13 protein-coding genes and 1 tRNA gene are annotated in these 19,622 nt (G+C 68.7%); 7 read left to right on the forward strand and 7 right to left on the reverse strand.

Annotation, left to right across the window (positions count from 1 at the left end; genetic code table 11):
• The first annotated feature begins 14 nt into the window (after window positions 1-14).
• The 3 genes from A8711_RS21170 to A8711_RS21180 are packed head-to-tail and all read left to right on the forward strand — an operon-like array spanning window position 15 to window position 4,754.
• Window positions 15-2,756 (forward strand): lantibiotic dehydratase, encoded by a 2,742-nt coding sequence (locus A8711_RS21170; protein WP_064448554.1) that lies wholly within the window; start codon window positions 15-17, stop codon window positions 2,754-2,756.
• A complete protein-coding gene (locus A8711_RS21175) occupies window positions 2,753-3,829 on the forward strand; it encodes a lanthionine synthetase C family protein (RefSeq protein WP_043325490.1) in 1,077 nt (358 codons plus the stop codon). Before A8711_RS21170 ends, A8711_RS21175 begins: the two co-directional genes overlap by 4 nt.
• Window positions 3,830-3,842: 13 nt before the next feature.
• Window positions 3,843-4,754 (forward strand): thiopeptide-type bacteriocin biosynthesis protein, encoded by a 912-nt coding sequence (locus A8711_RS21180; RefSeq protein WP_069089169.1) that lies wholly within the window; start codon window positions 3,843-3,845, stop codon window positions 4,752-4,754.
• Between the two features lie 1,712 nt (window positions 4,755-6,466).
• On the opposite strand, the gene A8711_RS21185 is transcribed toward A8711_RS21180, so the two are convergent.
• The 6 genes from A8711_RS21185 to A8711_RS21210 form a co-directional block, all read right to left on the reverse strand.
• Window positions 6,467-7,348 carry a PfkB family carbohydrate kinase gene (locus A8711_RS21185; protein WP_051611164.1) on the reverse strand — a complete coding sequence of 294 codons (882 nt, stop codon included), beginning with the start codon at window positions 7,346-7,348 and terminating at the stop codon, window positions 6,467-6,469.
• Window positions 7,345-8,850: a helix-turn-helix transcriptional regulator gene (locus A8711_RS32945; protein ID WP_046569661.1), complete on the reverse strand. Its 1,506-nt coding sequence runs from the start codon at window positions 8,848-8,850 to the stop codon at window positions 7,345-7,347. The genes A8711_RS21185 and A8711_RS32945 overlap by 4 nt, the downstream gene beginning before the upstream one ends.
• 629 nt (window positions 8,851-9,479) lie before the next feature.
• Window positions 9,480-10,793 (reverse strand): reverse transcriptase family protein, encoded by a 1,314-nt coding sequence (locus A8711_RS21195; protein ID WP_046569686.1) that lies wholly within the window; start codon window positions 10,791-10,793, stop codon window positions 9,480-9,482.
• A gap of 319 nt (window positions 10,794-11,112) precedes the next feature.
• On the reverse strand, window positions 11,113-13,356 hold the full coding sequence (locus tag A8711_RS21200) for a hypothetical protein (protein WP_069089170.1): 2,244 nt from the start codon (window positions 13,354-13,356) through the stop codon (window positions 11,113-11,115).
• Between the two features lie 26 nt (window positions 13,357-13,382).
• Entirely contained in the window at window positions 13,383-14,081 is a 699-nt protein-coding gene (locus tag A8711_RS21205) for an ABC transporter ATP-binding protein (protein WP_046569657.1), read from the reverse strand.
• A gap of 92 nt (window positions 14,082-14,173) precedes the next feature.
• Complete coding sequence (locus A8711_RS21210) at window positions 14,174-14,503, reverse strand: peptidase inhibitor family I36 protein (protein ID WP_047890473.1); 330 nt, start codon at window positions 14,501-14,503, stop codon at window positions 14,174-14,176.
• 827 nt (window positions 14,504-15,330) lie between these two features.
• On the opposite strand from A8711_RS21210, the gene A8711_RS21215 reads away from it, so the two are divergent.
• Window positions 15,331-15,900, forward strand: coding sequence for an RNA polymerase sigma factor (locus tag A8711_RS21215; RefSeq protein WP_047890474.1), 570 nt, complete (start codon window positions 15,331-15,333; stop codon window positions 15,898-15,900).
• Complete coding sequence (locus A8711_RS21220; RefSeq protein WP_047890475.1) at window positions 15,897-16,742, forward strand: hypothetical protein; 846 nt, start codon at window positions 15,897-15,899, stop codon at window positions 16,740-16,742. The genes A8711_RS21215 and A8711_RS21220 overlap by 4 nt, the downstream gene beginning before the upstream one ends.
• Window positions 16,743-16,781: 39 nt before the next feature.
• Here the strand turns inward: A8711_RS21220 and A8711_RS32490 are convergent, their stop codons facing one another.
• Window positions 16,782-17,342, reverse strand: a complete 561-nt coding sequence (locus tag A8711_RS32490; RefSeq protein ID WP_176722852.1) for a hypothetical protein — start codon at window positions 17,340-17,342, stop codon at window positions 16,782-16,784.
• A 521-nt stretch (window positions 17,343-17,863) separates the two neighbouring features.
• Between A8711_RS32490 and A8711_RS21230 the strand changes: the two genes are divergently transcribed.
• Together A8711_RS21230 and A8711_RS21235 are read left to right on the forward strand one after the other, a co-directional pair.
• Window positions 17,864-19,054 carry an IS110 family transposase gene (locus A8711_RS21230; protein ID WP_047890476.1) on the forward strand — a complete coding sequence of 397 codons (1,191 nt, stop codon included), beginning with the start codon at window positions 17,864-17,866 and terminating at the stop codon, window positions 19,052-19,054.
• A 194-nt stretch (window positions 19,055-19,248) separates the two neighbouring features.
• Window positions 19,249-19,324, forward strand: a tRNA-Arg gene (locus A8711_RS21235).
• Window positions 19,325-19,622 lie beyond the last annotated feature (298 nt).

Genomic DNA, 19,622 nt, shown 5'->3' on the forward strand with positions numbered 1-19,622 from the left:
TCGAGGGTGCGTTCATGTTCCCCACGGCCGGTGCGGCGCTGATCAGAGTTGCCGCCTACCCCAGCGGTCTGACCCTGCCCGCGTGGCCCGACCTGACGACGGATCAGCCCGAGCAGTGGCGGCAGTGGCTGGCCGCAGTGTGGGCGCTGCCGGGATTCGCCACCGCCGTCGCCGCTGCCACACCCCAGTTGGCCGAACAGATCACCCGGACCGTGGCCAGTGCGCCGACCACCGACCGCCGGTTCGGGCGCATGGTCGACTCGACGGTCCGGTACCTGCTGAGGTGGACCACCCGGGCGACACCGTTCGGCACCTTCGCCGGGGTGGCTCCGGTCGAGTTCGGCGCCCGCGCATCGGTTCGGTGGGGCGAGGCGCATCAGGTGGTGACCCGCCCTGACGGGACGTTCGTCGCCGAGCACACCGGGCGCGCCGAGCAGGACCTGGCGGCGCTGCGCGACGTCGCGGTGGTGACGAACTCGGTGGGGTACCAGCGCGGCGAGGTGTGGGTGCTGCCCTGCCTGCGCGGCGACGGCGACCGCAGGTGGGACATAGAGATCCGTCTGACCAGGCCGGTGCGGGCGGCGATCCGCGCGGCGCGTTCCCCGGTCATGTTCGGTGACCTCGCCGCCCGGGTCGCCGGGCCGCTGCCCGCCGCTACCGGGGCGGCCGAACGGATGTTGGCGTCGCTCGTCCAGGCGGGTGTCCTGCTGTCGGCGCTGCGGCCGGCGACGACTGTCACCGACCCGGCCTCCCACCTGGCCCGTCACGTCCCGATGCCCGATCCCGGCGACCGGGTCGCGGTCGACCTGCGTGTCGACGCCTCGGTGACGCTGCCACCGGCGGTGCTCCACGAGGCGGCCCGTGCCGCGTCGACGCTGGTGGCGGTGGCAGCGCCCCTGCCGGGATGGGCGGAATACCACGGCGCGTTCATTCAGCGGTGGGGCCCGGGCGCGGCCGTGCCGTTACGCGACGTCCTGAACGTTCTGGGCTTTCCCGCCGGATACCGGGGTTCCACCCGGCGTGTACCTGCGGTGTTCACCGCCCGCGACCGGCTCCTCGCGCAGCTCGCCCAGCAGTCGGCGCTGAACGACTGTACGGAGGTGATCCTCGACGACGAGCTGACAGGCCGCCTACGAGGAGATGACGACCGGCCGCCGATCCCACACACCGAACTACGGTTCACCCTCGCCGCCGCGACCCCACAGGACCTGGACCGAGGCGCGTTCACGTTGACGGTGGTCAGCGGAGCCCGCCACGCCGGGGTCGCCGCCGGCCGGTTCCTGCACCTGCTTTCTCCCGCCGAGCTGGCGTCGTTCCAGCACGTCTACCGGAACCTGCCGACCGCCCTGCCCGGCGCGGACACGGTGCAACTGTCCGGCCCGCCGCTGGATGCCCGCTTGGCCGCGGTCGCCCGGACACCTGCGGTGCTGCCCGTCCTGCCCGTCGGCGACTTCCACCCGGACCCGCCGTGGACGCTCGCGGACCTCGCGGTGACCGGCGACGGCCAGCGGCTGTGGCTGGTGTCGCGGACCTCCGGGCGACCGGTCGAGCCGCTGCTGCTCAACAGCGTGCTGCTACCCGACCTCCAGCAGCCCCTGATGCGGTTCCTGACCGAGATCTGGACGGCGTGGACGGCTCCGTGCAGCCGATTCGACTGGGGGCACGCGCGTAGCCTGCCGTTCCTGCCACGCCTGCGACGCGGACGCAGCATCGTGCACCCCGCCCGCTGGACCATCGACCGGACCGCGCTCCCCGCCCGCACCCTGGCATGGTCCCACTGGCGCGACGCCTGGCAGCGATACCGTGAACAGCACCGGCTCCCGGACGAGGTCCTGGTCGGCGCCGACGACGTGCAGGTACGTCTGGACCTGAACGACAACACCCACCTGGCAGTGCTGCGCCGGCACGTCGACCGGCACGCCCGCACCACCCTCACCGAGGCTCCCGGCCCGGCCGGCTGGATCGGCGGCCGACCCGCCGAACTCCTCCTCACCCTCGCGCACACCCGTCCGGCCACCCACCCGAGCCGACCAGCGCGGGCCGTGACCGCACAACAGCATCGGCCCGGCCAGTCACCGTGGTTGGAGGCCCGCCTGTACGGCCGGGCCGACGACATCCTCACCGACCTCGCCCACCGGACCGGCAACCTCCCGGCGGCGGGCTGGTGGTTCCTCCGGTACCCGGACCCCGAGCCCCACCTGCGGCTACGCATCCCACTCCAGGACACCACCTTCGCTGCCACCGCCGCATGCCTCGCCGAATGGGCGCAACAACTGGAGCACAAACGCGTCCTGCACGACTACAGCCTGCGCACCTACCGGCCCGAGACCCGCCACGGCACCGGCCCCACCCTCACCGCCGCCGAAGCGGTCTTCGCCGCTGACTCCCGCGCCACCCTGCAGCGGCTGACCGGCGACCGCCAGGCCAGCACCGCCGCCACGATGATCGCCATCGCGGACGCCTTCACCGGCGACGGGCCGCGTTGGCTCGCCGAACACGTCCCCCACCACCGCGGCCCCCGACTCGAACCCGTCCAGCTCGACCTCGCCCGCACCCCCTACCGCGACGACGACCTGGACAAGGCACTGGCCACCTACCGGACACTGGCCCACGCCGACAACCTCGACCTCGACCAGGTACTGACCGACATTCTGCACCTGCACCACGCCCGCATGATCGGCGTCGACCCCGCCTCCGAACGGCACTGCCTCCGCCTGGCCCGCGCCGTCGCCCGCACCCGCCAGGCGACGCCGTGACCGCAGCACAGTCCCTCGCCGAAGGGGCGGCCGGCGTCGCCCTTCTACACCTGGAAACCGGCAACCGGCCCGCCGCCCACGCGGCACTGCGGGCCGCCACCGCCAACGGCGTCAGCATCGCCGCAGGCGCCAGCCTCTTCTACGGCGCACCCGCACTCGCCTTCGTCCTCGCCACCCCCAACCAACCCGGCCTCACCCGAGCACGATCGATCGCCGCCACCGGGACCGCCACGGTCACCCGCCGACGGCTGCACGCCGCCCACCGCCGCATCGACTCCCACCAGCGGCCCCACTACGCCGAGTACGACCTCATCCGCGGCCTGACCGGCCTCGGCGTCGCCCTGCACCGCCTCGGCGACCACGACCTGCTCCGCCAGGTACTCACCTACCTGGTCCGGCTCACCGAACCGGTCAACGACCTCCCCGGCTGGTGGTGCGCGAACGGACCCGACCGACACCAGCCACCACCACCAGGAGGCCACGCCAACCACGGGATCGCCCACGGCATCACCGGCCCACTCGCGCTACTCGCCCTCACCCACCGCGCCGGCATCACCGTCGACGGACACACCGAGGCGATCCTGCGGATATGCCGATGGCTGGACACCTGGCAGCAGCACACCGCCGACACCATCTGGTGGCCGCAGACCCTCACCCTCGACGACCTGCACCACGGCGCACCCGCACAACAACACCCACTACGCCCCTCCTGGTGCTACGGCACCCCCGGAATCGCCCGCGCCCAACAACTGGCCGCCCTCGCCCTGCACGACACCGCCCGGCAGCTCCTCGCCGAGACGGCGTTCACCACCTGCGTGAACGACCCCGCACAGATCCGCCGTCTCACCGACCGCAGCCTCTGCCACGGCACCGCCGGCCTCCTCGCCACCGGCCGGCGCATCGCCGCCGACGCACTCACCCCGACACCCCTCGCCCCACTGACCCGCCTCCACCTGCACGCCACCCCCGCCGCGGACGAACCCACCGGACTACTTGACGGCACAGCCGGTCACGCCCTGGCCGCAGCCTCCACAACCTCAACCTCGTGGGACGCCTGCCTCCTACTCAGCTGACGAAAGGCCCGCCATGAAGGAGACCCCCTGGCAACAGGTGAACATCACCTACCCTGGCCAGAGCCGCCACGAACGCGAACAACACGCGATACCCCACCTCCACCGCGTCCTACCCGCCGCCGAGACCGCCGGCCTCATCACCTCCTGGTGGTTCATCCGCAAAGGACCGTGGCGCATCCGCTACCTGCCCACCACGCCCGACACCGACCCCGGCCCGGTACACGACCTGCTCACCGGAACGCGCGCCTGGACCAGCGACATCTACGAACCCGAGATCCACGCCTTCGGCGGCCCCGACGCGATGGACACCGCACACACCCTGTTCCACCACGACAGCCGCCACCTCCTCACCTACCTTCACCATCAGCCGGCAGACCGACGGGAACGCTCCCTCATCCTGTGCACGGCACTCATGCGCGCCACCGGACTCGACCTCAACGAACAAGGCGACGTATGGGCGCGAGTCGCCCGACACCGCCTGGAACACCGCACCTGGCCCCCCGCCGCCGACCCCGCCACCTGGGAAGCCTTCACCGGCAAGGTCCGTCACCTGCAACTCGGCACCACCCGCACCACCAGCGACTGGCAGACCGCCTTCGAGAACGCCGGCACAGCCCTCCGCCACCTACGCGACACAGGAAAACTCACCCGTGGGCTACGCGCCGTGATCGCAGAGCACGTGATCTTCCACTGGAACCGGATCGGGATACCCGCCACAACCCAGGCCGTCCTCGCCCAAGCAGCCGCGGAAGCCATCTTCGGCCGTGCCCCCGTGCCGCCAGGCGAGCAGTGGCCACGCCCGGTCGAACCCGTACCACCATCTGCGGTACCGCCAACAGAGGTCGATGCGCCCAGTCGCGCGGCGCTTGCAAGTTCAAGACACAGCAGACTCCTCACAGAGGGGGCTAGTGCCCAATGGTCGTGAAGCGCTGGCGGGGCCGGACACATCGTCCGGCCCCAAGTAAAGTGCTGGTGCGTGATGGTTGAACCGCTTCGGTCGATCCTGGCCTTGGCGTCCGAAGTGTGCAGTCGGGCCAGTTATCGCCGACCTTTCGTCACGATTGCCCTAACTGCTAGAAGGATCAACGGGACCAGTATCGGTGTAGGCACGGAAATGGCGTCGGGAATTTCATTCACCGAAGCGGCAACCCATGTAACCGCTGCGGCGATTGCGGCTACCAGTAGCCCGGATAGGGTTAGGGCGTGTCGAGCCGTTCGCTTCGAAGGCAGAAACTTTATCTCAATGGCGAATCGCCACCAGGTTGCGAAGAAATTCCCTTCCGTTGATCTTTCTGTTCGGTGATGCGCCCAGACGCGTGCCTTGTCCGACGGTTCGGACTCGATGGGGTCAGTGTGATCGGCCAGGTTGAGCTCTTGGTCAATCTGCTGGGACGGGCAACGCCCCTGGTTCACTGCATAACCCCAATCGTGCAAGCGAACAAGCTTCACTTCCTTCCTGCGTGTTGGATCGGGTGCGGTCGCTGTGCATAAAGACTGACCGACATGGGTCGTAGGACGAGACTCCTAGGCCCATTGTCATGGTCTCAACGTGCATCGCAAGACCCGTCGCACATGGTGTGCGATGTTCCAGCTTGGAGGGACGGTTGACTAGCAGCCCTGAACCCGTGAGTCTGTTGACGGGCGCCCATTGGTAACGCGAAGTGTCTTAAATTTTCCTGGGAACTGTCAGCAGCGATAAAGAGTACCGGGCATGGGAGAAGGGGATATATATGCCAGCGAAGGGGTCTGTTGAAGCGGGCAATGGCGGCGTTCCGAAACGGCGTGAGTCCGATGGCGGCATCACCCCTCCGGCAGTTGCGTCTGGAGGTGCGAGTGGGAGCAGCGGGCCGCTAACCCGTGTAACCGTCAATTTTACTCAAAGGTCAATGTTGGCGCTCGATAGTGCCGTCCGGAAGTCGGGAGATACCAGAACGGACACCATCAACCGCGCAATTCAAGTATATGATCTAGTGCAAGATGTCCTAAAGCGCGGCGATGGCCGAAGCCTGCTGATCAAGTATCCGAATGGCGAATGCGAGCGCCTGCTAATGATGTGACTAGCCGCTCGGCTCTTAACGCATTCGGGCAGATGTTGGACTTGAATGGCACCAATTCTTCCCAAGGGTAGAGCAGGAGCAGTCACCGCCGGGTATAGAAAGTAGGCAGGGCTGACCATCTCGCGGCGGCGGCCATTGGCGACACGGCTGCTGGGGAAAGTCCATTCCGTCTGTCCGTTGTAGTCGTGGCCGCGCGCAGCGCTGCATTATCCTGCCTTGGAGGCCCTCTTGCCGGCGAGACCCCTTGCGGCATCGTTGTAAACCCCTGTGCTCGTAATCGACGGAGCGTCGCTCGTCGACTTTGCCGGCTTCGTCTACGAGTTCTCGCAGCTGCTCTGTCACGCAACCCGAGCGGAAGCCTCGATGCCTTCAGCGACATCCTCTTCGAGCAGGACCCTGGGAGGCTGGCCGTTCTGCTGACCGCAGTCGGTGTGCCAGGCATGCCGCTGCCAGAGGCCTTGTCGGATACGCACTCGAGTTCGAACCGATCGTCCCTCGCGATCTTGTGGAGACTCGGATCAGTGCGGGCGTCTGGCAACCATGAAGGCCAGCGATGTCACCGTCGTCCCGACCTAGTCGCCTAGCGTCTGTCGACCTGCACGAAGGTTGTTGCGGCGGCGACGCCTTTGGCGACTGCGTGGGGTAGCGGCACGTTGTGAGCGAGTCGTGCGGCGAGGGTGCCGAGGAAGGCGTCACCGGCCCCGCTGGTGTTGATGGCCTTGACGTGTGATGCGGGGACGAGTGCGGTGTGGTCGGCATCGCTGTAGGCGGCGCCGCGAGCGCCAGCGGTCACCACCACCGCTCGTGGGCCCAGCTTGCGGAGTTCCTGCGCTGCGATCGACGGATTGGCATGGTGGCGGCCCAGTATCGCTGCCGCTTCGGCCTCGTTCGAAACGAACAGGTCGAGTGGGGCCAGGGCGGTCAGACCGAGCGAGGGATGTGGCACGAGGTTGCCGATGAGCGTCTCTGCGTGGTGATGCCGGAAGACGGCGTCAACGGCATCGGGCTGGAGATCGAGCTGGGTTACCACGATCGGAGCTCGTAGCTGCTGAAGTGCGTTGCGCACATGCTCGCTGGCGAGCTCAGTCTCTGTGGAGTGTGCGAGGACGATGTAGTTCTCGCCGTCGGGGGTGATCTCGATGATCGCGGTACCGGTCGGAGCCGATGGCACGACTTGAAGGAAGGACATGTCGATGGCCGCGTTGGTGAGGGCTCGGCTCAGGGAGGCGCCCCATTCGTCGTCGCCGACGTTGGTGATCAGGCTGGCGCGGACGCCCGCTTGTCGTGCGGCCAAAGCCTGGTTGAGGCTCTTGCCGCCCGGTGTGGTCGTCGCGGGTGACGAGGCGAACGTCGTCCGGCCAGCGACGGGCCGTTGGGGGATCCGCACGGTGATGTCGATGTTGGCGCGGCCGACGAAGGCGACATGCGGCGTACGGACCTGATCGGGTAGTTGGTGACTCATCCGCTGGTGGCCAGCTGGTCGAGGAGCTGTCGCACTTCCGGCTGGCTGGAGAAGGGTTCGAGTCGCCGGGCCAGGGTGGTGACGTTTCGGCGGACCCGAACCGAGCCCGTCGTGGTAGCCGTGGTCAACGCTTCAGCCGCGACGGTGGCGGCCTGGCCTGGTTCCGAAGCCGCCAGGTAGGCGTGCGCCGTGCGGGAGAGGTACACGCCCCGTTCGCGTCGGTAGCGGTCGGGCCACGTGTTGACGGCGTTGGTGAAGCTGTCGATGGCCCGACGCGGTTGGTTGAGGCGGAGCCATCCCTCGCCCTCCTGCGCCGCAAGGTACGGCCGGGTGCAGAACGAACCGAGGGCACTGCTTCCCCCGCTCGGCGGCCTGGCGGTCGCCACGAGTGTGTGGGCACGCTCGACCGCGGCCTGGAAAGCGGAGGCGTCCTGCGCGATGGCGCTGCCGTGCGCCTGCTGGATGGCGGCGAAGGCGTGCAGGAGCGGGGGCGTGTCGGGCAGGCGGGAAGCGGCACGGGCCAGCCCGACGACACAGTCCTCGTCCCCGGTTCCCACCATCCGCTGTGCCTTACGGGTCAGGACGTACGCCCAGAACTCCTGATCGTCGGCTTCCTGCGCCATGCTTCCCGCGCGGTCCAGCCAGCGGTCGCCCGCGGCCCGGTCGCCGAGATCGTCGCTGAGCCAACCCGCGAACTCGCTCCACCGTGCCTCGGTGCTGAGAAGCCGGTTACGAAGCTGTCCACGTGTCTGCCGACGCAGGGCGGCGATCAGCGCGATCTGCTGTTCGACGGTCGACAGGATGGTGAGGCCACCCAGCAGGTCGTCCGCTTGTACGAGGAGCGCGCGAAGCTCCGCGAAGTGATCGACAACGGCAGGGTCGACGGACCGTGGGTGAGAAACGCCTGTGGTGGTGACAACCGGCACGGCGGTGAGGCCAGCGGCCAGTTCCAGCAGAGCCCTCCGGCTTACCCGCAATGACATCGCCTGCCCATCGGACATGACCGCAAGCGTAACCGCGTCACCATCGTGAAAGTCCGTCTCACCTGCCACCGCGGCACCGGCGACCCGCGCGAGTGGTGCCGTCAGGCCGTTCGGACCACCGGCCGTCAGATCCGTGGCGGCGAGGTCGCGCAACGACTCCCGTGCCGGATCCGTCACCGGGACACCGTGAGTGCCAGCCGGTAGTGAGCGGTCCTCGACTTCGCCCCACCGCATGCGTTGTGCCGCTTCGACTTTCTCCTGATCAAGCTGCTGCTTCAGGCGCCGATAGTCGTCGTAGTCGGCCAGCAACTCTCCACCAGCGGCTAGGGCCGCTTCACAGCGCTGCCAGAAGATCCGGTCCGGGCATTGCTGCCCGCGCTCGACGCCCGCGATCGTGGTCCGGGAAACCGGCACCCGCCTCGCCAATGCCAACTGGGTCAGCCCACGCACGTTGCGCCAGGCGGCAAGCCTTGCACCCAGTGCCCGCTTCGCATCGTCTACCCGCTGCGGATCGATCATGACGCCCGTCCCTTCACAACCCCGTACGGACACGACGGCTGCATTGACGCAAAGCGACGTTACCGTAACCGATCTCCGCCAGAACCGGCCAGCGCCTCAACAACCCCGGCGCCGACGTCCTTGTCCGCGCCGAGCAACGTCTATCGGCGGGCGACCCGAGACCCGACTCCGGACCTTCGATGATGTGCGCGGTGTGTGCTCGAGAGCGGATGCCACCGTGGGGCAACCGGTGCCACCGGATGCCACGGCGGGTCAACGGGCCGGGTCGCTGCCGGGGTCCGTGTGCTCGGGGTGTGGTCATCGGTCGGCCCTGACCAGGGCGACGACGTGGGTGAACGTGGGCCACTCCCTGCCACCCCGGGTGAACCGGCAGGCCGCTAGACTGGGCACTCGCGCCCTCGTAGCTCAGGGGATAGAGCATCGGTTTCCTAAGACGACGCTCTATCTGTACCCATAGCTGGATCACCTGCGGGTTTCTATTTTGTTTTCACATTGGTGGGTCGCACGCGCCCGTCGCTGTGCTCGCTTGCTGAAGATCAGCAGAACAGGTGTAAGTCCTGCTCAGGCCCTTGTTAGGTCGGTTCGACGCGTCCTTGCGGGATCCGGTGAAGTTGCCGTGCCGCGTCAGTTTACGGTGCCGCGAGAGCGTGGGCCAGCAGCGCGGCGAGTTTGGCTGCGCGTGCCGGGTGGTGATGACTGATCCAGGTAACTCGTCCGATGAGGTATTGAGCGAAGTCGGGGTGGCCGGTCCGGTTCTGCGCGGCGAGGCCGGTGCGGGCGGCGTTGTGGAGGATGGCGCGGAGCTGGTCGTATTCGTCGCGTGGTGTGGCGGGGTGTTGGTTGACGACGAGTCCAGCGAGGAGTTGCCGGTCCGCGCGCCCGCGGACGCGGGTCTTGGCTGGATGGACTTGGAAGCCCTCGTCGCGGGCGATGTCGGTGACGTCGGCGATCAGGTCGTCGATGCGGCGGGTGGTGAGGTCGCCGGAGAAGGCGAGGTCGTCGGCGTACCGGCTGTAGGTGATGGCGAAGGCGTCGGCGAGGCCGGTGAGGCGTCGGTCGAGTCGGTAGGCGCACAGGTTGGCCAGTGCGGGTGAGGTGGGCGCGCCTTGGGGCAGATGGCCGGTGCGGAGCGCGGCGAGCCGGGCCGCTCGGTGCGGCAGCTCGGTCGGTGCGCGGCGCAGGACTGGGTGCGGGGTGCGGTTGGTGCAGAGTCCGGTGAGGGTGTGGGCGACGGATTCGGGGTAGCCGGCGGTGCGGAACAGGCCGTGGACGCGGGTGGCGGGGATGTGGGTGAAGAAGGCGAGCAGGTCGATCCGGACGACGACCGGCTGTGCGGTGTGGATGCCGGCGAAGGTGTGCGCGGAGCGGCCGGGGACGAATCCGTGGGCGGCGGGGTGGACCGGGATGGGGCCGAGGACCTCGGTGAGGAGCCGGCGTTGCAGGGCGCGCAGCCGGGACTTCGGTGCCTCGATCAGCCGGCCGCCCGCGGTCCACCGGTAGTGGTAATGGTGCAGGCGGTGGGCGGTGGCGCGGCGGTTCATGGCGCGTCGGTCGGCGTACCAGTCGAGGTGCTCGATGCTCAGGTCGAGCATCGCGGCCAGGTCATCGACGGTGTCTATGACTGGGGTGTGCCAGGGGCGGCGGATGGTGCGGGTCGGTGTCACGGGTCGGGCGCGGATGGCGATCGGTCGCTGGTGCTGGCGGGCGGTGGCGACTGCCGCGCGCAGTGGGTCGACGTTGCTCAGGAACGTGGCCAGTTCGCGTGGCCGGTCGGTGGGTGGGCGCGGGTAGGCGACCAGCACCGCGTCGGCGACCGGCCACAGCCAGCGCCGTCGTACTCCGAGGACGAGCCCACCCTGGTCGATGAGATCGGCGCGGCGCCAGCTGTCGCCGGCGAGGAACGCGTCGGCGAGCGCGGTGGCGAGGGCGTGAATGGTGGTCACGATCGGGCCGGTGGTGGCAGCGCGTCCCGACGATGCCCGGTCGTGCGGGTGCACAGGCTCGCGGAGCGTGCCGACGCACCTGTGGTGTGGTGCCGAGGTGAGTAGTCCGTCCCCGGGGTTGCCCCGGAGAGACCATGACCGGACCCCACGTGGGGGGCCGGCCTGGTCAGCTCGGGACACGCTGCCATGGGAGCAGCGTAGGGAACGGAGACCGTCATCGGTGTCCGCAGTGTGTGGGGCGGCGAGGAATACCGATGAGAGAGGCGGCGCCCGATGAGCTGGCCTCAACCATGACGGTCTCCTGATCGGTGTGCGATTGCTATTCGTGGCGCAAGAGTGCGGGGGTGGGGCGGCCGGCGGACGTGGTGGCCAGGATGGTGATCAGGGTGCCGAGGACGACCCCGGCGGCGGCAAGAGTGAGCATGGGCCTGATGGTGTGGAGCAGGTCGGCGAAGCTCGCAGTGCGCAGTACGGCTGCTGCCGTCCCGGCGGTGAGGATGACGGCCGCGGCGGTGATGAGTTGACCGAGGATCAGACCACTGACTGACTCGGTGAGGTCCGCGGCCGTGAGGGTTCGCCGGGGCGCGCCGATCACCGCGAGGGGGACGTTCGCGCGTCGGGTGGCGATCCTGCGGTCGACGGTGGACATGGCGAAGGCGATGAAGCCCATGGCGGCAGTGATGAGCAGCCCGGCGGTGACGAGGACGATGACGGCGCCGGCGTCGAAGCCGGTCGGGATCTCGCGGTATCCCTGCACCACTGCGGTGGGGGCGAGGGCGGCGGTGACGGCGTACCAGTCCTCGAGCTTGCCCTGGTCGGCGGTGACCTTCGCGACGATGGTCCCCTGCCGGGGCGTCTCGGCGACGACGATGTCGGTGCCTTGCCCGAACGGTGAGGTGTTCAGCGGGGCGGTGTCGGCAGGAATCGTGAAGGCCGTGACCGCGGCATCTCCGTCGTCGRCTGGCCTCAGGGTGGTCCCGGGCGGTAGCTGGTCGGACCACTTCGCCCGGTACGCCTTTCCCGGTGTGCAGGTCCAGGTGGTGTCGAACAGCACGGCGAGGCTGGCGCAACTGCCCCGGACGACAGAGACCTGTTGCTGCTGCCCGGCGACCGTGGCGATGCCGCTGAGGCTCTCGTAGTAGGCGATATTGTCGGTGCCGACGACGGGAGTCAGCTTGTCGGCGAGGGCTTGGTCACCAGTCAGGATCGTCTGCGGCAACCACCCGGTGTCGGACACCTGCCGGGCGGTGTTCGCCGCCTGATAGGCGGCGGTGCCGATGGTGCCCACGCCACCGATGAACAGAGCGACCATCAGCGCGCCGACCAGACGCGAGGCCAGGTTGGGCGCCTGCAGGACGCGACGTGCGGCGAGGGTCACCCACACCGGTCGGGCGGTCCACCGCAGCAGAGGTGCCCAGAGGCGGGTGAGCAGCGCTGGAAGAACGAGCGGCAGGGTGAGCGCCACGCCCAGCATCCCGGCGGCGAGCAACGCCAGTGCTGGCATCGTCGTGTCACCGAGCCACATCGCCGCCAGCAGCGCCATGACCGATGCGATGAAGGCGAGCAGCCGCCACGCTCGAGGTGCCGGGGTCGCGGTTCTACGGCGGGTGGTCACCGGGCGCAGAACAGCAGGCGTTGCCCCTGCCACGGCCACTATGACCGCGAACACCGCGATTATCGCTCCGGCGGTGGCGGCTCGACCGGCGCCGACGTGCACGTCCGTGGCGTACCAGCGGAAACGGCCCAACGACCAGTCGGCGCTGATTGCCCGTAGCAGCGGGAACGCCGCATAGCCGAGTGCGACGCCGATGGTGGCGGCGACACCGGTCTCGACCGCGTTGACCGCCTGTGCCTGTCGCGCCGACGCCCCGAGTAGCCGGAGCGCGGCCAGCCGCTGCTCCCGCGCGGAGGCCGACAGCCCGGCGGCGGTGGACAGCAGTACCGCCAGTGGTGCGAGGAGGAAGAACGCGAACGCGAACGCGACCATCCGTCCGGGAGTGAGCAGTCGCTCCAGATCAGAAGTGCCTCGCTGCACCGCCAACCGCCGGTTGGCATCGGAATCGCCGAAGCCCACCACCGGAACGGCGTCCGCCGGCATTCGAGCCGCGTCCACACCCACGTACGCGATCAGCTCGTCCGGCGCGGTCAGGCCCGCAGCGCCGATCGTGCCGACCACCCGCTGCGGGAAGCGCTGCCGCGCGTGCGGGTTGGCGGCGATGAGCTCACGCAGCGCCGGGGAAACCACCACCTCGCCGGCGGCCGGCAATTGCCCGACTCCGGGCGGAACGGGAGCACCACCGCTGGCCCCACTGACATTCACCCGACGTAGCAGGCGACCGGCGACCGCGTCATCGATCGTCAGGACCCGCAACCCCTGATCTGCGCCGGGTTGCGTCACCGGGGTCCGGGAGATGACCCGCAGGTCCTGGGCGTCCACCACGGTCGGCACCGCGAGCGCGCCGAGGACCAGCACGATGCCGACCGCCGCCCCGGCGCCGAGCAGCACCGTGCGCACCAGCGCCCGGCGTCCACCGCGCACCGTCAGCCGCAGTCCCAACCACATCCATGGCAGATAGCGACCTACGGCACTCATCGCGCAGCCACCGTCTCCAGCACGCGGCCATCGCGCATGCGCACCACCCGGTCTGCTCGCTGCGCCACCTCCGCGGCGTGCGTCACCACGACCACGGCGGCATGTCGTTGCCTCGCCGCGGCGAACAAGCAGTCCAGGACCGCCTCACCGCTGGTGGAATCCAGCGCGCCAGTCGGCTCGTCGGCGAAAACCACCTGTGGCTCGTGCACCAGTGCCCGAGCCACCGCGGCCCGCTGCGCCTGCCCACCCGACACCGCGCCCGCCTGCCGCGACGCCAGGTCTCCGATACCTAACTCCTCGAGCAGATGCAGCGCCCGTCGGTGAGCCACCGCTGCCCGTACCCCGGTCATCCGCAGCGGCAACTCCACGTTCTCGCCGAGTGTCAACTCCGGCACCAGGTCACCGAACTGCAACACAAACCCGAAGGAGGTCAATCGAAGGCGGCTGCGCGCCGCGTCCGACTCGGCCGACAGCTCCCGCGACCCGAAGTACACCTCGCCGGCGTCGGGACGCAGCAGGCCCGACAGCACATGCAGCAGGGATGTCTTGCCGCAGCCGGAGGGACCGGTGATCGCCACCGTCTCGCCCTTCTCGACGGCGAACGAGAGATCGTCGAGCGCGACGGTCCGGCCGAAGCGCAGCCGGACGCCTCGACAGCCAGCGAGACCGGGAAACGTCGTACGAGGCACCTTCATAGATGAACCCTATAGCCCTTCTGCTGTGGAGTGTGGGTATGAATCGCCGAACGAGCGGCCGTCGAGAGACGGCCGCTCGTCGTACCGTCGAACTAGCAGCTCACCAGTGCGAAGCTTTCCGCCTCGTTGTCGAAGTTCGCGAACGTGCGCAGGTTGCTCACGGAGGTGTTCTTCGAGATGGTGATACGGGTGCCCGAGAAGCCGTCGTTGTCGTACAGCACCGCGCACTTGCTGGTGTTGTTGATAACCGAGCTGATCTCGTTGTCCCCGTTGAATCCGTTGATCTCGTACCGGTCATTCGAGATGGTGCCCGGGACGTAGTCCACGTACTTGCTGCCGGTGTATCCGAAGTCTTCCCACATGCAGATCCGGCCGCTGGAACAGGTTCCCGCGGCGTACGCCGGGACAGCGAACCCGGCCACACCGAGGACGATTCCTGTTGAGGTGGCGGCCAAGAGCCGCTTGACACGGTGCGACATGTCGCTCCTTCTGCTGTAAGTGGAGAGGGGCGTTGCCCGCCATCCACCTTCGACTAAAACCTATTTCTCGCGCCTCAGAGCGTGCCGAACGCTGCTGCAGTCAACATTCGGTAAGCCGAAAGGTGAGGTGCCCTTGACTCGGGTGGAGATTCGGGGCAGGGCTAGCGGCGAAGATTGGCGGTCTCGTGCCGGTCGAAGCCGATGCTGGGCACATGCCCAGGAGTCGCCATATGGTCGAGCCGATCAATGCGGCAACGTCTGCTCAACGTATCCCCCGTGGATGTAGCAGTGCCGAGGTCAATGAGTCTCACAGATCACGGCCATCGATGCAACCCTTTGTGATCGGCTGGTTGCAGCATGCGTTTTGCGTGTGCACGGCGCACCTCGTGACCATGCGCCTCAGCCTCCCGCGCGTGGGCCCAGGTGTCGCATGGAAGCCACCCTGTCGTGGAGCGCCACGCCGCTTGCAGCGGGCGGCGGCGTTCCAGCTCTTGGATCGCCGTTCGACAGGTGGTGGCAGGTGCGGCGAGCGGGACGGGCTGTCCCCGCCGTCGAACGTCGTCGCAAGCCACTCGGGGTGGACGGGATGCACGCGCCCAGCGGGCGGGGTTGACACGCTCGCCCGAACACCGTCAGATGCAAGGGCCTGGCCCTCACGAAGCGGCGATCCTGCCCCGCTCATCGCCGGGTGTGGTTTCCGCCTGCGGCCACTGGTGGGCGACCTGCAACAGAGCCGTCGTGGGCGGCCATAGTGTGTTGTGAGGCAACAAATGCGACCGTCGGACGAGGAGTTGTGGTCCTCGATCGCCGCCGGTGACGAGGTGGCGTTCGGTCGGCTCTTCGACCGGTATTCCCGTCCGGTCTACAACCACGCGTTCCGGCTGACCGGGTCGTGGTCGACGGCCGAGGACGTCACGCAGGCGACGTTCCTCGTCGCGTGGCGCCGCCGGCACGACGCGCGACTCGTGGACGGATCGGCGCTGCCGTGGTTGCTGGTCGTCGCCACGAACGCGGTCCGCTCGGAGTGGCGGTCGGCGCGCCGGTGGCTTGCGCTGATTCGGCGTCTACCGGGAGAGCGGTACGCCGATGGTGACCTCGCCGAGGACGTCTCTGCGCGGCTCGACGACGAACGGCGGATGACCGAGGTCCTCGCGGTGGTCCGCCGGTTGCCGCCGGCCGAGCGGGAGGCGGTGGCGTTGTGCCTGTGGTCCGGTGTGTCGTACCCGGACGCGGCGGCCGTCTTGGGCATCAGCGAGGTGGCGGTGCGGTCGAGGGTCAGTCGTGCGCGCAGCCGCCTGGCCCGTTTGATGCCGCAGGAGATCCAGGAGGGGAAACGGTGAACGACATTCTCGACCTGCCCGCGGAGCGGGACCTGCCTCCGGGAGCGGCGCTCGCGATGCGGGCCCGGCTCCTCGGCGTCGCGAGCCCGCCTCCCGCACGTACGCCACGACTGAGGATCGCCGTGGCTGTGGCGGCGCTGCTGACCGTGGCGTCCGGGGCCGCGGCGGTGGCGTGGGACCGGCCGGACCGCTCGACCGCACAGGTGCTGGCGATGGGGCCCGGGGAGCTGTCGCCAACGCTGCAGAAAGCGGCCGAGCGGTGCCTGCAGTGGAGTTCCCCGCAACGACAGACCCGGCAAAGTCCGGGTGAGCAACCCGTCCCGGTGTCCCTGGCCGACCTCGCGGTGGCTACCGAGCGAGGTGACCGCGCGCTGGTGTTGTTCATGAACGACGTCGGCTACACCACGTGTGACGTGGAGTGGGCGGGAACGCCCCGGGAGTCCGGCGGGGGCGCCACTGAGCCGTGGCCGCACGGTGACCTGCTGCCCGGGCCGGTGCAGCGGCTGCTGCTGACCTCCACCGAGTTCGACGGCGGGGACGTCAGCGTCAGCGGCCGGGTCAGCAGCCGCGTCCACCGGCTCGTCCTCGATCACGGCGACGGCCACACCACCACAGCACGACTTTCCGATGGCACGTTCGGCCTCATGACCAGCGACGCAAGACTCAAGGCCGGCAACGACCCTGAACTGGTCAGCTACGACTCCGGAGGGATCGAGATCGACAGGCGCCCGCTGTTCCAGGCCGAGGACCAACTCGAGCACTGCTACACGGGCCCGGACGGGAAGCCGATCTACGGCAAACCGACCAGCGACTGCCGTCCCGCCGAGACGTGGGGGCGTTAGCCATGATTGGAGGCTGACCGCTGCCCGGGGCGTGGGTCGTCACTCACGGGTCAGCCCCGCCGGCAGCGCGTCCTCGCCGGGTCGGACCTGGCGGGAATTGGCCACCGGGTCACGGTCCAGGGTGTGAATCAGTGGTGCCGGGCCGCCGACGCAGGTCCAGGTGTCGTCCCACAGCGCGGAGACCAGCCATGACCGGTCGGCGGGGAAGAACAGATCGGGTAGAACGCCGTGAGCGTGGCGGATATGACCACCAGTGCGCCAGGTGAGGGCTTGCTCGAGGCCGGCCTCGACCAGCACGTACGGCCAGCTCCAGTAGAGGAACACCCTCGGGGCGTCGGGGAAGACGACGTCGTGGGCGCCGGTGTCGAGGTAGGCCAGCCACCACGGCTGGTCGGCGGTGTGCATGGTGAGGTCCTCGACCAGGGCCTGCTCGTAGGCGGCGGCGGTGACGTCATCGGCCTGGTACGTGGTGGCGTAGGCGTCAAAGACCGGCGGGATGGCGGTGGTGATCGAAACGCCGGCAGTGGTGTGCCCGGCGATCCAGCCCACGTCGGCGGCGGCGCCGATGCGCCAACTCCGCCCGTCCTTGCTGACCTGCACACCGCCATTCAAGCCGCTGCAGCGACGGTTGGCGTAGGAATCAGGCCAGTCAAGGAACGGCGGCCCGCCCGTTATGGGCAGTCACGCCGTACGCCTTCCCCGCGCTCGATCGATCCCCGGCTCTCGCACATCCTGTCCGAGGCGCCGGCCAGCGACGGCGGGAGGCTGGGTCGCCGTGCCCGCGGGGCCGGGGTGGGGATGGCTGTGTGTGTTCCGCCGTGATCGTGGCTGAGCTTCGAGGTGCCACCCGCTCCCGCCCTCGCGGACGCGTTGGTTGAACGGGCACGGCCCCGGTGGCCGTAGAACCGATGCCTGGGGCGGTGGGTATGGCTGCGTGTGTTTCGCCGAGATTGCTTGGCTGACGGTAGGAGATGCCACCCGCCGCTTCATCGTCTGCGAGATTCGGTAGACCGCTGATGGAGATCCGCGACCTGCGTTCGCATCGTTAGAAGGTGCCGGCAAACCCGAACCCACAGACGAGGGCCCAACGAAGAAAACCGATCATGTGAAGGAGCGCGAGGGTGGCGAAGCTGTGGATCGGCGTGGACATCGGCAAGGCACACCACCACGTCGCCGCCGTTGATGGCGACGGTCGGCTGGTCTACTCCCGCCGGGTCGCCAACGACGAGACCGCCCTCCTGACGGTCATGGCCGAGGTGTCGACGCACGGCCGTCCGGTCTGCTGGGCGGTCGACGTCACCACCGGCCTGTCGGCGCTGCTGCTGACCCTGCTCTGGCGGCGCCAGGTCCAGGTCCGCTACGTCTCCGGCGCCGTCGCGTTCCACATGGCCGCTGCGTTCGCCGGGGAGAACAAGACCGACGCGCGCGACGCGGTGGTCATCGCCCAGACGATTCGCATGCGCCCGGACATCCCAATCCTGGATCCCTCCGACCGGCTCATTGCCGAGCTGACCGTGCTGACCGGGTACCGCGCCGACCTCGTCGGCCAGCGCGTCGCGACCCTGTTCCGATTGCAGGAACTGCTCACCGGGATCAGCCCGGCGTTGGAGCGAGCTGTGGAACTCAACCGCAAGGGCCCGATGATGGTGCTGGCCTGCTGGCAGACTCCGGCCGCGATCCGGCACGCCGGCGTCGACCGGATCACCGCCCTACTCCGACGCGGCCAAGTCAAGAACGCCGTCCAGGTGGCCGAGGCGATGGTGGCCGCTGCGCGGCAGCAGACCGTCACGCTCCCCGGCCAACGTGCCGCGGCCGTGGTGGTGGGGCAGATGGCCACCGAGATCCTCGCCCTCGAACAACGCATCGCCGCCGTCGACGACCTCATCGCCGAACACCTCAACCAGCACCCCTTGGCGCCGATCGTGGGCAGTCTGCCGGGCATGGGCCCCTTGCTTACCGCCGAACTGCTCGTCCACACCGCCGGCATGACCGAGTACGACAGCCCCGCGAAACTCGCTGCTCACGCCGGCTTGGCACCTGTTTCCCGCGACTCCGGAACGGTTTCCGGCAACCATCGGCAGCCTCGCCGCTATCACCGGCGGCTGCGGCACATTCTGTGGATGGCCGCCTTCACCGCCGCCCGAGAATGCCCCACCTCCCGCGCCTACTACGAGAAGAAACGCGCCGAAGGCAAAAACCACCGCCAAGCCATACTCGCCCTCGCCCGACGACGCGTCGACGTCCTCTGGGCCCTCATCCGCGACAACAAAACCTTCACCCAACCGGCACCAGCGGTTCGCGCCGCAGCCTGAACCAGCCCGCTCCCCGCCGACGCGACCCCGGTCCCGTCGGCCGTACCACCCTGCCTACCAAGATCATCCGAGTCACATGGAGACTCGGGGTGTGGTCCTGGGCTGGGCGAACACGGGTCCGGGGAACGTGGGTGAACGTGGGCCACTCCCTGCCACCCCAGGTGAACCCCCAGGTCGTTAGACTAGGCCCTCGCGCCCCCGTAGCTCAGGGGATAGAGCATCGGTTTCCTAAACCGTGTGTCGCAGGTTCGAATCCTGCCGGGGGCACCAGGTCAGGTGTTTGATCAACGATCACTGTGCCGCCTTCCGGAGCTTGCGTGCCCGATCGCCTCGCCGAGATCTGCTGCAGCAACGCGGTTGTGTGAGCGGGACTGACAGCAGCGGCCACCCTCGCTCGTCGCTGACCCGTTCGAAGAACTGCAACAGGTCGTCCTTGCTGACCCCGAATTCCGCACAGACGCCAACGGCCGCCACTAGCCTCGGCCGTTCAGTAAGGCCGCCTGTGGTTCATGATCAGAAATGAGGAAGTGCCTCCCGATCTGGGATGATCTGGCTTGTCGAAGGCCCA

Source organism: Micromonospora sp. II (genome assembly GCF_001709195.1).
Taxonomy (GTDB): Bacteria; Actinomycetota; Actinomycetes; order Mycobacteriales; family Micromonosporaceae; genus Micromonospora; species Micromonospora chalcea.

Coding starts and splice junctions, on each gene's coding strand:
- A8711_RS21180 (WP_069089169.1), top strand. CDS start 3,843: ATGAAGGAGACCCCCTGGCAACAGGTGAACATCACCTACCCTGGCCAG.
- A8711_RS21205 (WP_046569657.1), bottom strand. CDS start 14,081: ATGAAGGTGCCTCGTACGACGTTTCCCGGTCTCGCTGGCTGTCGAGGC.
- A8711_RS21215 (WP_047890474.1), top strand. CDS start 15,331: ATGCGACCGTCGGACGAGGAGTTGTGGTCCTCGATCGCCGCCGGTGAC.
- A8711_RS21185 (WP_051611164.1), bottom strand. CDS start 7,348: ATGAGTCACCAACTACCCGATCAGGTCCGTACGCCGCATGTCGCCTTC.
- A8711_RS32945 (WP_046569661.1), bottom strand. CDS start 8,850: ATGATCGATCCGCAGCGGGTAGACGATGCGAAGCGGGCACTGGGTGCA.
- A8711_RS21170 (WP_064448554.1), top strand. CDS start 15: ATGTTCCCCACGGCCGGTGCGGCGCTGATCAGAGTTGCCGCCTACCCC.